General features: G+C 45.6%; 7 protein-coding genes. 6 read left to right on the top strand and 1 reads right to left on the bottom strand.

All coding sequences use genetic code 11. The features are described from left to right. Positions 1-88: 88 nt before the first annotated feature. Genes Q5076_RS01370 through Q5076_RS01345 form a run of 6 tightly spaced genes read left to right on the top strand, consistent with a single transcriptional unit; the run spans position 89 to position 13,777 of the window. Entirely contained in the window at positions 89-1,684 is a 1,596-nt protein-coding gene (locus tag Q5076_RS01370; protein ID WP_303010436.1) for a fimbrillin family protein, read from the top strand. A gap of 35 nt (positions 1,685-1,719) precedes the next feature. Next, positions 1,720-4,926, top strand: a complete 3,207-nt coding sequence (locus tag Q5076_RS01365) for a TonB-dependent receptor (protein WP_303010435.1) — start codon at positions 1,720-1,722, stop codon at positions 4,924-4,926. Between the two features lie 23 nt (positions 4,927-4,949). Next, a complete protein-coding gene (locus tag Q5076_RS01360) occupies positions 4,950-6,977 on the top strand; it encodes a RagB/SusD family nutrient uptake outer membrane protein (protein WP_303010434.1) in 2,028 nt (675 codons plus the stop codon). Positions 6,978-7,014: 37 nt separating this feature from the next. After that, complete coding sequence (locus Q5076_RS01355) at positions 7,015-9,882, top strand: SusC/RagA family TonB-linked outer membrane protein (RefSeq protein WP_303010433.1); 2,868 nt, start codon at positions 7,015-7,017, stop codon at positions 9,880-9,882. A gap of 21 nt (positions 9,883-9,903) precedes the next feature. Further along, positions 9,904-11,637 (top strand): RagB/SusD family nutrient uptake outer membrane protein, encoded by a 1,734-nt coding sequence (locus Q5076_RS01350; protein ID WP_303010432.1) that lies wholly within the window; start codon positions 9,904-9,906, stop codon positions 11,635-11,637. Positions 11,638-11,686: 49 nt separating this feature from the next. Next, positions 11,687-13,777, top strand: coding sequence for a hypothetical protein (locus Q5076_RS01345; RefSeq protein ID WP_303010431.1), 2,091 nt, complete (start codon positions 11,687-11,689; stop codon positions 13,775-13,777). 515 nt (positions 13,778-14,292) lie between these two features. On the opposite strand, the gene Q5076_RS01340 is transcribed toward Q5076_RS01345, so the two are convergent. Continuing rightward, on the bottom strand, positions 14,293-15,867 hold the full coding sequence (locus Q5076_RS01340; RefSeq protein WP_303010540.1) for a rhamnogalacturonan acetylesterase: 1,575 nt from the start codon (positions 15,865-15,867) through the stop codon (positions 14,293-14,295). Between the last annotated feature and the right edge of the window lie 100 nt (positions 15,868-15,967).

The raw sequence follows: 15,967 nt of genomic DNA, 5'->3' as shown, positions 1-15,967 counted from the left end.
CGTTAGCCTTCCATATCTAATTTATATCTAAAAATTAATCATTCAATAAACTGAACATACGAATATGAAAGTATATAATTATATATCAATGCTTTTAATTGCAGGAGCTGCCAGCCTTTTTTCCTGCTCACAAGAAGAAGAGTTAAATAAAATGACCGATGGAGTGTCTTCCGCCGGTTTCCGGATTAGCGTATCCGACAATGGATTCCTTAATGCCACTCCGGGAACACGTGCCGTTGAAAACGAGTATGCTACCGAATTTGTAGAAGGAGATGCGATTGGTATCTTCGGAGTAGACAATGGAATGGTGGTGGATGATATCAATAACCGGAAATTCACAATGAAAGGCGGTAATTGGGTTCTGGATGACGGTGGAAAGATTATCGAGTATAAAGGGACGGAATTCGGTAAGATGAAGTTTTATGCATATTATCCGTATAGTCAAAATGTGAAATTTGATGCACAGGCTGCTTTGGCTGACGGTGGTGATCCGTTTGCGGAGTATGTAAATGAATGGAAACCGGACAATAACCAGGAAGGTGAAGAATATACGAAATATGATTTAATGACAAGTTCCAGCAGTGCTGTGGTAGATAACCGTTTTAAGGGAGAAATCAAATTTACGATGGAACACCGCATGGCATTGGTTGTATTGAAGATGCCCAAACTGGTTTATGATTTTGCTAATACGGATGTGACCCTTGACGATTATGAATTGCCGATTGTTAACGGGACTTTCACTCTGAATGGTGATGAGGCTGTTCCATATTACCAGGAAAGTACGGATACTTACCGTTTTTTGGTAAAACCTGAAACGGAAGTCACTATTGAGGGGAACTATACAGGAGTGAAAGAGATGGTTTATACAGCAACCGCCACTTTAAATAAAGGAGTTGCCAAAGTATATACGATTAATGATGCAAATCGGAAAGAATATACTTTAGCGATAGGGGATTATTATTGTGCGGACGGTTCTATCGTGAGTAAGGACGAACAAAGTGTTCCGGATAATGTAATCGGCATTGTATGCTATGTGGGGAATCCCCAACCTTCTGTAATGGTTCCGGGTACTTATACGGAGACGAATGATATTTTGCGTAATGATTATCCGGATTGTAAACATGGTTTGGTTATTGCTTTGGATAATACCGGTGATGCTGCTTTTCAATGGGGAAACAAGAATCCGTCAACAGGAACAGCGGATGCACTGTTCGGCGATTGGTTTGGGACTGACGAAGAATGGCAAAACCGGCTTGTAAGTAATTTTAATGAATCTAATAAAGGAGGGGCTGCTTATGTCGCTACTCCGGGATTTTTAGGATATAACAATACATTCTTGCTGACTTATTGTTATGAAAATATCCGGCAGTACCCGTGTGATAACGCATATAACCAGATTCTGAATTATCGTTTGGAAGTCGATGTGCCTTCCATGGTGACAGATTGGTATATCCCCAGTACGGTAGAGCTGGAAGAGGTAGCCAAGGGACTGACTGCCATTAACTCAAGCATTGCCGCCGCACAAGGAACAGCGTTGTCAACGGATAACGGCGGATATTTTAGCAGTAATGAACGCAGTACGACTCATATGTGGTATCATAAACTAACAGAAAACGGCCAGGACATAACGATGCGTGAACGGGGTTCCGGTGGAAAACTGTGCCGTTTGATGCTTGCTTTTTAAACCTCTGTACTTCTCTATCATGAAAATAGGAATATATGAATAAGAAAAACTTAATAAAAGGAACAACTTTACCTGTCGCCTTGTTTTTCTCTTTCGCCTTGATTCCGGCTTTCGGTTATCAAGGACAGGCCGCTGCGGCTGTCGATATCGTTCAGCAGCAGGGTCTCATCAAGGGAACAGTGGTAGACGACAAGGGCGAACCGGTAATCGGAGCCAATGTACTCGTCGAGGGCACTACCGTCGGTACTATTACGGATATCGATGGTGTATTTAAAATCAGTGCAAAGGCGGGAGCAAAGTTAAAAATATCCTTTATCGGATATACGGAGCAGGTTGTGACGGCTCAAAATAATATGAAGGTGGTTTTGTCGGAAGACGCCACTGCTTTACAGGAAGTAGAGATTGTTGCCTATGGCGTACAAAAAAAGGTGACGATGACGGGTGCTGTGGCAAGCGTAAAGACCGAAGCCTTGACACGTACTTCCATCGGTTCCGTATCTAATGTATTGGGAGGCCAGATGGCCGGTTTGACTACCGTGCAAACTTCCGGTGAACCGGGGTCAGATGCTGCCGAGGTTTTTATCCGTGGTAAGGCAACCTGGGGAGACTCTTCTCCGCTAATCCAGGTAGACGGCGTAGAACGTAGCATGAATGATATAGATCCGAATGAAATAGAATCCATTTCAATCTTGAAGGATGCTTCCGCTACTGCTGTTTTCGGGGTACGTGGCGCTAATGGAGTTATCTTGATTACGACTAAGCGCGGTAAAGAAGGGAAAGCGAAAATATCATTTACGACTTCCGCCTCTGTACAGACACCTACGAAAATGGTGGAAACTGCTAATTCGTATGAGTATGCCATGTTTTATAACCAAATGTTAGCCAATGATGGTAAGGCGCCGGCATTCAGCGACGGGGTGATACAGAAATTCCGGGACGGTTCCGACCCCATTCGTTTTCCGAGTTTCAACTGGGTGGATTATATCATGGGAGATGCCACTTTGCAGAGCCAGCACAATCTGAATATTTCCGGAGGTACGGACAAGGTACGTTATTTCATTTCGGCGGGAGCTTATACGCAAGGAGGACTTTTCAACGAATTTAATCTGCCTTACGGCATCAGTTACCAGTATCGCCGTTTCAACTACCGGAGTAATCTGGATATCGACGTGACAAAAACGACTACTATTTCGTTCAATGTGGCGGGAAACGTCAACTCTTCGGAAAAGCCGCGTACCAGTCAAGGGTCGTCGGGAATGGTTAAGAATATCTATTACTCCACTCCGTTCAGAAGTGCCGGTTTTGTAGATAATAAATTGGTATATAGCACCACGGATTCACAGTCCGACGGATTGAGCCTGCCTTTTGTCGGTGATGCCGACCCCTTTACCTATTATGGAGGCGGAGCTGCCCACAGTAGCAATAATTCATTGAATGCCGACCTTATTTTAGATCAGAAATTAGATTTTATCACGAAAGGGCTTACCCTTAAATTGAAAGGTTCTTACAACAGTTCTTTTACTGTCAACAAGAATTTGTCCGGAGGAACTGAGATGACCTATAATCCGGTATTACAGAATGACGGAAGTGTAGGGCTCCGTCCGGTAGACGGCAGTAAATATACGAATGTAAGCTACGGTGTAACCCGGGGAAAAGCGCGTAACTGGTATATGGAAGTCGGAATGAATTATAATCGTTCGTTCGGCAATCATAATGTAGGCGCACTGGTACTTTATAACCAGTCGAAAGAATATTACCTGAAAGAGTATCCGAGTATTCCGCGAGGATATGTCGGATTGGTGGGACGTATTACGTATGACTGGAAAAACCGCTATATGGTTGAGGCGAATATGGGTTATAACGGGTCGGAGAACTTTGCTCCGGATAAACGTTTTGCTCTTTTTCCCGCAGCTTCCGTCGGATGGGTAGTCAGTGAGGAAAAATGGTTCCAGCCGGTGAAACCGGTGGCTAGTTTCCTTAAATTGCGTGCCAGTTTTGGTCTGGTCGGTAATGATAAGCTTGCAGACGGTTCCCGTTTTATGTACACATCCAACCCTTACCATGTCAATCTGAACGGATATGTCAGCAATTCCGGTTATGGCAGTGGCAATCTTAGCCAGATACAATCGTCTTACGGATACCTTTTCGGACAAGGAGGAACGACTTCTACCGTCAGTTTGGGAGCACACGAATGGGCGATAAATAATGCGAATGTGACGTGGGAAAAAGCGTTCAAGCAGAATTATGGAGTGGATATTAATTTTTTTAATGACCGTTTGTCTGCTACGTTTGAATATTATAGAGAACATCGGTGGGATATTCTTTTGCAAGACGGAACGGCACCCAGCATCTTAGGTTTTGCCCCACCCTTCTCTAATATGGGTGAGGTAAATAACTGGGGATGGGAGCTTTCACTGAAATGGAACGATAAAATCGGTGATAATTTCCGCTATTGGGCAGGTGTTAATCTGTCTTATAACCAGAATGAAATCATAGAACGTAAGGAAGCGCCGCAGAATTACGATTATTTGTATTCGAAAGGACATCGTATCGGTGCGCGCAGCCAGTATGTTTTTTGGCGTTATTATGATGAGCAGACTCCCGATTTATATGAGCAGACGTTCAATCGTCCGTTCCCCACCCATTCGGTGACTTTGCAAAACGGCGATGCCGTTTATGTGGACTTGAATGGCGACCGTAAAATTGATGCGAATGATATGAGTTATGATTACGGGTTTACAGATGATCCGGAATATATGGTCGGCATGAACCTCGGTTTTGCCTGGAAAAACTTGGAAGTGAATACGCAATGGACGGGAGCATGGAATGTGAGCCGTATGATTTCGGATGTGTTCCGCCAGCCGTTTGTTTCCAGTACCGGTAATACGGCGGGTGGCTTGCTTGCCTATCACTTGACAAATACGTGGACACCGGAAAATCCTTCTCAGGATGCGGAATATCCGCGTGCGACGCAAGACCGTTCGGGCAACAATTATTCTACTTCCACTTTGTATGAAAAAGATGCCAAGTACCTGCGTCTGAAAACATTGACTGTTTCTTATAATTTTCAATTCCCTTGGATGAAAAAGTTAGGAATGAGTACCTGTCAATTGTCGTTTAGCGGTTACAACCTATGGACGCTTACTCCCTATTTGTGGGGAGACCCGGAAGCCAGAGCAAGTAATGCGCCGTCATATCCGTTGACAAAAACATATACTTTGGGTTTGAAATTGGGATTTTAACATCGATTTAAAGACTGATAATTATGAAACAAAAATATAAATGGCTTGTCGGAGCAATGATGGGAGGGATGCTTTGTGCGGGAACTACGTCTTGCGTGGACGAAATTAAATTCGGCAATAGTTTTCTTGAAAAAGCGCCGGGCGGAGCCGCTACGCAGGATACTGTGTTCAACAGTGTCACTTATACCCGCCAGTTTTTAAACACTTGCTATAGCCGTCAATATTACGGATTACCTTATGTGAATTCTAACGTTGATGATTTTCCCGATTCTTCCAATCCTTATACGGGAAAATTCGATGCATTGACAGACTGCTGGCAACTTCATTACTCGGCAACTACAATCTATAATAATTATTATAGCGGTACACATACTGCAAGCGATAATGACAGTGGCAAAGTACGGGGGGATATTTTCGGATTTACCCGTGAAGTGGTGTGGCAAACTGTACGCTGGTGCTGGCTTTTGTTGGAGAATGTAGACAAAGTGCCCGGCATGAGCGATGAGGAAAAAATACAAATGAAGGCGGAAGCGAAATGCTTGATAGCTGCCCGCTATTTTGACATGTTCCGTCATTACGGAGGTTTGCCGCTCATTTACGCTTCGTTTACCGGAACGGAATCCGACTACTCGATGCCGCGTGCAACGGTTGAAGAAACGGTGAATTATATGGATAAGATGTTGGAGGACGCAATTTATTCCGGCGGTCTGAAGTGGGCTTACGAAGGGGCTGATGCAACTTCTGACGGCGGGCATTGGACGTTGGCGGGAGCTATGGCATTGCGGTGCAAGATTTGGCAGTTTGCAGCCTCTCCTTTATTTAACGATACTCAGGGATATGCTGGCGGATACAGTGAAGCGGAACAACAGCGCTTGGTATGGTATGGAAGTAAACGTTCTGATTTGTGGGACAAGTGCCTGGAATATTGCAGGCAGTTTTTCAATGCCATAGAGGCAAATCGTTTTTATGAGTTGCAACAGGCCACGGGAGCTAATCCGACTCCTGCCGAATATCGATATGCTTACCGTATGGGATATATCAGGCTCGAAAGTCCTGAAGTATTGCATTCTGTACGTGTGGCGGGATATGAGCGTCCCGGCGGTTCTACGACTTATATCTGGCGTACGTGGTGTAATAACGGACGTAATTCGTACACTCCGACACAGGAGTATGTGGAAATGTTTCCTTGGAGTGACGGGAGGCCGTTTGACTGGGATGAAACTGAGGCGGAAGGAAAATTGGACGAGATGTTCCTGAAAGGTGAGTTTGCCGACGGAGAGCAGACACTTTCCAATATTGAATTGACTCGTGACCCCCGTTTATATGAATCCGCCATTATCAACAATATTCCCGAAAATCTGGGATGGTCGGCTCCTGTCATGAGTGGTGACCCGTATGAACTTTGGGTAGGAGGTACGGATGCCGGTACGAATTCCAATTTGGAGACCGGACGTTTTGCCACCGGTTATGATAATATGAAGTATTATCTGAGCGATAGCGATTATCAACGCCAACCCATACATTGGGTATATCTCCGTTTGTCCGACCTCTATCTGACTTATGCGGAAGCTTTGTTACAGTCCGAAGGAAATTTTACGGAAGCATTGAAATGGGTGAATAAGGTCCGTGCTCGTGTAGGATTGGACAAATTGGAGAATTTCTGTCCGGAAGTCACTTCCGACAAGGATGCCTTGTTAGAGGAAATTCTTCGGGAACGCGCTTGTGAGTTGGGGATGGAAGACAGCCGTTATTTTGATTTGAAACGTTACAAACGTGCAGACCGTTTTGAGACTCCTTTGCATGGTTTGTTGATTTATCGCCTGGATGATGACGGCAATCGTATCGAAAAGCCGTGGAGAGACGGTACAGACCAGTATGGTAAGAATAAAGGGGCTTTACAACCTACGAAGTTCGAGTATGAGAAGTTTACATTACACAATAGAGCCCGAATCTGGTGGACGCAAGGATTCGATCCGAAATGGTATTTGTCCCCGTTCCCTCAAAGTGAAATCAACAAAGGGTATGGTTTGGTTCAGAACCCCGGATGGTGATGAAAAACATGAGTAAAATTGACATTAGAACAGTGATATGAAAAATAATAAAATGCTGGTACTGGCTCTGTTGGCATCTCTGGGTATGCCGGCAGGAGCACAGAATACGGACAATAACGGAAGGATGTTTAAAGACTCTGCCACTGTAGATGTAGGAGCTAACCGGACATTCAGCCGCCATGAATCGACTGCATCCGTTTCTACCGTTTATAATGAGGAATTTGACAAGAGAGCTTCAAAGGATATTTCCAATTCTCTTTTTGGACAGGGACTGGGATTGACAACTTTGCAGAATGCTGGCAATTATTCCAGTACGGAGCCTACTTTTTATGTGCGCGGGTTGCAGAGCCTGTCAAGCAGTTCTCCACTGATTTTGGTGGATGGGCTGGAACGTGATATGAGCCTGGTATCCCCGGAAGAAGTAGAATCGGTATCTGTTTTGAAAGACGCTGCTGCCGTGGCGTTATACGGATACAAAGGAATCAACGGTGCCATATTGGTAACTACCAAACGCGGAAAATACAATTCAAGGGAAATAAAGTTCACCTATGACCATGTGGTAAACTTTCAGTCACGCCGTCCTGAATTTGTCGATGCCGCCACTTATGCGGAGGCGGTGAATGAAGCGCGTGGCTATGAAGGATTGGGAGCGCGTTATACCCCGAATGAAATCAATGCTTTCCGGTATGGAAAAGTAGATGGAATCGGTGCTAATATTAATGCGCAGCTTCCTTATCTTTACCCGAATGTAAACTGGATTGACGAGACTTTCCGAAATATGGGAATTTCCAATAAGTACAATATTGAGTTCAGGGGTGGAGGAGCCAAGTTCCGTTACTACACGATGTTAGGCTTGATGACAGACAAGGGATTTGTCGGCAATGTCAATATGAACGACGGCTATTCCACGCAGGATAAATATTCCAGTGCCAATCTGCGTACGAATCTGGACATTGATTTGACGGGGACTACTAAATTGAAACTGAACATTCTCGGTACGTTGTCCGAATCGAGTCGTCCGGGAACTTCCAGTACAGACCTTTGGGACATGGTGTATTCGATACCGTCCGCTGCTTTTCCGATACGGTCGGACGACGGCTCGTGGGGAGGAAGCGCCACTTGGGCGGGTACATTGAATCCTGTGGCGCAATCACAGGGAGCGGCTTATAGTAAAGGACATACACGCAGTTTGCTGGCAGACCTGACGTTGTCGCAGGATTTATCCGGACTGGTGAAAGGTTTGGGAGCCAGTTTCCGCTTGGCCTATGACAATTATTCTTCCATCTGGGAAGACCATAGCAAGACGTACGCCTACAGGGGATATACGCCCAATTGGCAGGATGCCAGTGCCGGCGGGCCGACGTACACGGTTGTCAGCGGCGGTGCGCCGGGTGAAATGGAGAGCGGTGCGGATACGAACAACTGGACACGCCAGTTCAACTTCTCCGGTGGTTTTGATTATAATCGTTCGTTCGGCAAGCATGACCTTTATTCGCAATTGAAGTGGGAGTATGAATATCGTGACAGTTACGGGGTAAATACTACAATCTACCGTCAGAACGTGTCGTGGTACACTCATTACGGGTTCGACAGACGTTATTATGTGGATTTGGCTTTGGTAGGTTCGGCTTCAAGCCTGTTGGCTCCGGGACATAAGTGGGCCTTTTCGCCTACGGTTTCCGCTGCTTGGGTACTTTCCGAAGAAAATTTCCTGAAAGATGTTTCCTGGATTGATTTGCTGAAACTGCGGGCTTCGTTCGGTATCATTAATGCCGATTATTTGCCGAAAGACGGAAGTAATAATTCGGTATATAACTATTGGGAACAGATTTATACGACTACGGGTACGCGGTATCTGTTTGACGCCGGTTATGAGTCTACTTTCGGAAGTACCTATATTAATCGTCTGGCTACTTTGAATTCTACCCATGAAAAGGCTTATAAATACAATGTAGGTTTGGATGCGACGTTGTTTAAAGGGTTGAACCTGACGCTGGAAGGCTATTATCAGCGGAGAAAAGACATCTGGGTGGCTACTGACGGACAGTATTCAACGGTTTTGGGGTTGGACGCTCCTTATGAGAATGCCGGCGTGGTAGATAGTTGGGGTACGGAAATCGGTTTGGATTATACGAAACGGACGGGCAATTGGATTGTTAATGCGGGAGGTAACTTTGCCTTTAGCCGGAATGAAATCAAAGAACAGATGGAAGAACCACGCTTATATGATAATTTGAGGCAGACAGGGCATCGTTTGAATCAGGTGTATGGCTTGGTTTCAGAAGGATTCTTCAAGGATTTGGCGGATGTTGAAAGTAGTCTGCCACAGAATTTCAGTACGGTAGTTCCAGGTGATATCAAGTATCGGGACGTGAATGGGGATAAAGTGATTGATGCTAATGATGTGACGGCTATCGGGTATAGTACGATGGCTCCGGAGATTTACTATTCGTTTCATCTGGGTGCTGAATGGAAAGGTTTGGGAATGGATGTCCTGTTTCAGGGAACAGGCAATTATTCTGCAGTCTTGAATACGAAAAGTATGTTCTGGCCGTTGATAAACAATACGTCTCTTTCTACGCATTATTATGAGAACCGTTGGACGCCGGACAATCAGAATGCCAGATATCCGCGGTTGAGCTCGCAGAGTAATGCCAATAATTATCAGACAAATACAGTCTGGCTGGCGGACCGTTCGTTCTTGAAACTGCGTAATGTGGAAGTTTATTATAATTTCCCGAAGCGTTTGATGGAACGTACAAAGATATTGGGCAGTGCGAAATTGTATGTACGTGGAGTGGATTTGCTCTGTTTCGATCACATTGATGTGGCAGATCCCGAATCTTACGGTGCGACGAATCCGTTGACTAAAAGTGTGATAGTCGGTGTGAAGATAGGATTTTAATCATTAAAAAAGAGGTAAAGAATGAAACTGAATAATTTGATATATGGCATTCTGGGGATTTTCGCTTTTTCTTCTTGCGCGGATCAGATGGAATATTCGGAATATAACCCTTATGATGCGGACTATGTGAAGCGTACTTTTTATGATGTAGGCGGATTGGTATCCAATATTTACCAGTCACTCGATTCGGATTTCGGAAATTATAGCGGAGCCATTCTCGGCTCTGCCACTGACGAATCGGAATATGCTTATACGGGCAACGCGATTGAGTATTTTTATAATGGCGCATGGAGTCCGGTAAATGCGCAAAGCAGTATGTGGACTTCCTGCTATAAAGCTATTGCCAATTGCAACAATTATCTGGAGGAATTTACCGGACTGACTTTTTCGGATTATGAACAGCTTTCTGACTATAAGGCTGAGATGTACCGTTATAACAATTATCAGTATGAAGTCCGTTTCCTGCGGGCATACTTTTATTTCAACCTGGTGAGGCAGTACGGGGATGTCCCTTTTACCGACCATGTATTGTCAACCGGTGAGGTCAATACGCTTACACGTAAGCCTGCCCAGGAAGTATTTGACTGGATTATCCGGGAATGTGATGAAATCAAGGATTTAATCATTGCCGATTACAATAATTTAGGAGACTTGGTTCCTTCCGGCGAAGCTTCTGAAACGGGACGTGCTAACAAACGTGCCGTGTTGGCGCTGAAAGCGCGTACGGCTCTTTATGCTGCCAGCCCGTTGTTCAATCCGAATGCGGAAGGCAGTGAGGAATATAAAGAATTGTGGCATCGTGCCGCCAGCGCCAACAAAGAGTTGATAGAGGCTTGCGAAGCTGCCGGAATGAAGCTGATAGATAATTATGAAAAGTTGTGGGATGCGAAGAGTTATAGCGAGGCTATTGACGAGTTGATTTTCGGTTGTCGCGCTACCCGTGCCCTCAATTCTTTTGAAAAGTATAATTTCCCTGTCGGATTGGAAAATTGCAAAGGCGGAAACTGCCCGACACAGACGTTGGTCGATGCGTATGAATTCAAAAGCAGCGGTGAGAGGCCGGACGAAAGAGCGGATTTCGATGCGAATAAGCCCTATTATGATGACCGTGACCCTAGGTTTGGGATGACGGTTGCTAAAAATGGCGATACGAAATGGCCGAACTGGAATGAAACGGCTTTGGAAACTTTCCAAGGAGGGGCGAATGCCGAACCGTTAAGCGGAGGGACGCCGACCGGTTATTATCTGAAAAAGTACTGTCAGACCAGTATCAATACGACTACGGCGACTCCTACCACCGGATATCATACATGGATTACATTCCGTTTGGGAGAGTTTTATCTGAATTATGCGGAAGCGTTGTTCAAATATTTGGGGACTCCTTACGCTACCAGTGCGGAATTTCCGGTTCCCGCCAATAAGATGGTAAATAAAACCCGCGAGCGTGCGAGCGTACAAATGCCTGAATTTCCGACCGGCATGAGTAATGACGAGTGGTGGAAGAAATATCAGAACGAACGCATGGTGGAATTGGCGTTCGAGGGACATCGTTTCTGGGATGTGCGCCGTTGGAAAGAAGGGGACAAATATTTCAAAAGCATTGATGAGATGAAAATTACCCGGAATGCCGATAATTCTTATTCATACAACCGGGTGACGGTCAGCAGGCAATGGAATGACAAAATGTATTTCTTTCCTATTCCGCAAAGCGAGATTGCGAAGAATCCTAATTTGAATCAAAATCCGGGATGGTAAGTCCGTTTTCGGATATGGAAAATGATTATTTAACACTAAAGAATGAAATATGAAAAAAATAATATATGCAGCAGGCTTGTGCAGCTTATTGATATTGGGAGCATGTTCGGACGATGAACCGGTGGTGAAAGAAGACCCCAATCGTGGCGGTACGGAAGAACCGTTACCGGCTTTGCCTACGGATGTGGTTACCGGCAGCCGTGCGATGTGGGTAAGTTATGACCCGATATCGGGTTCTGATGCGCATAATGCAACGGGCATTTCATCGGCATTGGTGAGTTGGCGGTTATTGCTGACCGATCCGGAAAATGTTGCGTTTGACATTTACAAGTCGGAAGATGGAGGCGAAGAGGTCAAATTGAATGAAGAAGCGATTACAAAGACCACTTGTTGGGTGGATGCCGATATTAATCCGGAGAAAAGCAATTATTACCGGGTGACACTTGCCGGTCAGTCAGAGACGTTGTGTGACTATACTTTCACTTCCGATATGGCATCTAAATTTTATCGTGAGATTGTCTTGAATACGAATGTACCGGATTTGTCGCTTACTTATTCTCCCGATGATATCCAACTGGGCGAGTTGGACGGCGACGGGGAACTGGAGATTGTCGTAAAGAGAGAACCGTATGACGGGGCCAATCAGGGAGGATGGCATAACGGAACCACTTTGTTGGAAGCCTATAAACTGGACGGAACTTTTTTATGGCAGATTGACTTGGGCGTCAATATCCGTTCCGGTTCGCATTATACTTCTTATATCCTGTATGATTTTGACGGAGACGGTTTGTGTGAAATTGCATTCCGCTCATCTGAGGGGACAAAGTTTGCTGATGGAAAGGTGATAACCGATGCCAACGGGCAGGTAAACGATTATCGTTTGCGGGATACGGGAGGAACCGGATGGTTTTCCGGAGCCAGCCTGAATTCTACTGCCGGATTGATATTGGAAGGACCTGAATACATATCTGTCTGCCGCGGGTATGACGGGCGCGAAATTGCACGTACGCCTAATATTCCCCGCGGTCATGAAGATGAGTCAAAAGTGTCGCGTGCCCAATATTGGGTTTCCTATTGGGGAGATGATTATGGAAACCGTATGGACCGTTTCTTTATAGGTGCGGCTTATCTGGATGGCATACCGGATGAGGCGACCGGAGTGAGAAGAAGCAATCCGAGTCTGATTATTTCCCGTGGGATATATAAAAACTGGCAAGTATGGGCGTTTGACTTGCAAGGGAATGAACTGGTGAACCGTTGGAAATTTGATACGGCAGAACACAGCAGCAAATGGCTGGCAATGTGCTCACACTGTTTCCGTGTAGCGGATTTGGATGGTGACGGTAAGGATGAGATACTGTACGGTTCGGCGGCTATTGATGACAATGGAGGTGAATTGTGGTGTACCGGAAATGGACATGGTGACTGTCTGTATGTCGGAAAATTCATTAAAGACCGTTCCGGTTTGCAGATTGTGGCCTCTTTTGAAGAGGAAGATACTTACAGCACACAAGGGCTCGGATATGCTTGCCAAGTCATTGATGCGCGTGACGGAACGCTGATTACCGGGCATGGAGCGGGTAAAAACGGAGATGTGGGACGTTGTATTGTGGCGGATGTAGACCCGGATAGCCCGGATTTCGAATATTATTCATCTTTACAGTCGGGAATGTACAGTTGTAATGGAAGCGGGGTGGTAGCTACCGATTATCCGAAAGGCATCGGTAGCGGAGTGATGTACAATGCAGCTATTTACTGGAGCGGGCAGCCGACAAGAGAGATGTATGACCGTGCTTGTATTGTCAGTTATAAAAGCAATCCGGATGTGAATAAGTCGAATAAGAACCGTTTAGTCTATTTCGGGCATTATGGAAGCAATGACGGAAATCATGGTACGAAATATAATCCATGTTATTATGGCGACTTTTTAGGGGATTATCGCGAAGAAGTGATTTTGGGTTCAAGTGACTATAAATCCATTTATATCTTCTCTACGAATCATCCGACCGAGTTTCGTCTTCCTCATCTGATGACGGATCATAATTATGAAATGTCTCAGGCCATGCAAAATATGGGATATAACCAGGGGACTAACTTAGGTTATTACGTAGGTGCGGAAACATTGAAAACGTCGAAGTAAATCAAAATAACCGTTTTTATAAGGCATATCGGATAAAGGGGCTGTCTGACTTTTGAGCTCACTTCAAAAGTCGGACAGCCTTTTGTTGTCATTTGCAGTTTAAAAGCAGGGGAGTTGAAATTCCTCTTGTTTCCTAACCGGAAAGATAATAATTTCAAGTTTGCCGAAAAGGTATTCCTTCCATTGGCTTACGGACTGTAAGTTTTAAAACCGGAGAACTGGCTTTGGGCTTTCTTTTTTAAGTTTGTTATGGAGGATGTTGTTTGACTTGGAGCAGGAAAAATAAATTTGAGGTTGGTGCGGAAGGTTGAGAAGCCCGTTTGACTGAAACTTTTGTAAGATAAATCTCCTTATTTTGTCTCCGACATTGAATCATGCGAGACAAAATAAGGAGATGTCAATGATATCCGTTTGTAAAGATTGGATTGGGTAGGCAAGATTACCTTTGAGGTTATGAATTCTGAATAACGGATTTTTCAGACGGGGATTCCCGGTATTTCATACCGTCAGTTGAATTATTTTAAATAATCCTTTAACGGGCAATCCGTTTTTTTCAACCCTTCTGCAATGCTCTTGGCATTCATGTGCGCTCCTTTCAAAGAAGTATGGGTATGGTCGCGATTGTAGTAGGCGGCAGCTTTCCCGATACCTTCCTTTTCCAGTTTGTCGGCGCTGATTTTGTTTAAGTCAATGAAATAGGCTCCGGTGGCTTCGGCTGCCTCGCGGGTCCATTTTCCAAAAGATTCCGTATTGCGTTCTATCTTTCCGTTTTTCCATTTGTTGCGTGGAGTATGGCTTAATACAATCGGGATAGCCCCTTTCTCTTGAACGTCCATGATAAATTTGCGGAGATACCAGCCAAACGTGTAAATAACCTGGTATTTTCCGGTTTTCTCCATCAGAAAGACTTTGCTTTCTTCGCCTGAGCCGGGCAGTTCGGCACGCGCTTTCCCCGTATTGATGTCTCCGGCGTCGTTATGCCCGAACTGGATGAGGACAAAGTCGCCCGGTTGCAAAGCATTGTACACCTTATCCCAACGGCCTTCGTCCAGAAAGGTACGCGCACTTCGTCCCGCCATGGCGCAGTTCTCTACAGAGAGCCGGTCCGGCTTGAACTCGTCCGCTATCACACTGCCCCATCCCCACATTCCGTCAGGGTTTTTATCTTCATTCTTGACGGTACTGTCTCCGACGGTAAACAATACCGGTTGTCCTTCCTTCCGGCTCGACCCTGTAACCGTATCTTTCTCGACCGGTTTCAGATAGTCGGCAAGCTCCAGCCCTTTGCAGGCGCGTATTCCGTCTGCTGCAGACTCGGCGTTGATTTTGGCTCCGAAAGCACTCGTGTGGATGCGGTCGATGTAAAACATATACTTCACCTTATCCTTGCCGAATTTTTCAAATTTGCGGGCGGTGATGTCATTCAAATCAATGAAAGGAACGTTTTGTTCCTCAGCCACCTGTTTCGCCCACAGGCCGAACGTTTTGTTGACACGGGTGACGATTGTGCTGTCCTTGTCTTCCCATGCGTTGCGGGGAGTCAGGGAGAACAGAACCGGGTGGGCGCCTTTCGCTTTTACATCCCGTATGAAACGCCGCATATATTCTCCGTAAGTATATACGGTCTCTTTGGCTCCCGTCTCTTTGATTGTTACGTTCAGGGAGTCTTTACCGGTTCCCGGAATGGAAGCGCGGGCGCGTCCACTGTCGTAAGGGCCGTTGTCGTTATGTCCCAATTCGATGATTACCCAGTCGCCGGGACGCACCCCTTTGAGGACATCCGGCCAGAGACGGTTGTAGAAAGTGCGGCTGCTGGTTCCCCCCAATGCATGGTTCTCTACGGTAATCCGGTCGGAGTCAAAATAATCGCCGGCATAATATCCCCATCCCCATTGTCCGTTGTTGCCGTTTCCCAATGTTCCGGTACGCATGGTGGAATTGCCGACCAGGAATAAAACCGGATTGTCTCCTTTTCGGCTGGAACCGGCTTCCGGCCTTGCCGTGCGCGCCTTGTTCAGGCTGTCCAGGGTGTTGTCTATCACTTGATTGACGTCCTCCATCGGAGCCGCTATCTTATTTTGCGCCTGCATTTGCAAGCTGCATGCCAGGACTGTCAGCCAACATGCATTCCGAAATAATCTGTTTTTCATAAAGAGATGCTTATTGTTAAAAAATGGGGGAGCATCGAAA

The organism is uncultured Bacteroides sp., from assembly GCF_958445495.1.
Classification (GTDB): Bacteria; Bacteroidota; Bacteroidia; order Bacteroidales; family Bacteroidaceae; genus Bacteroides.
The sequence above is the reverse complement of the archived record's forward strand: the minus strand, read 5'-3'. Positions and strand labels throughout refer to the sequence as shown.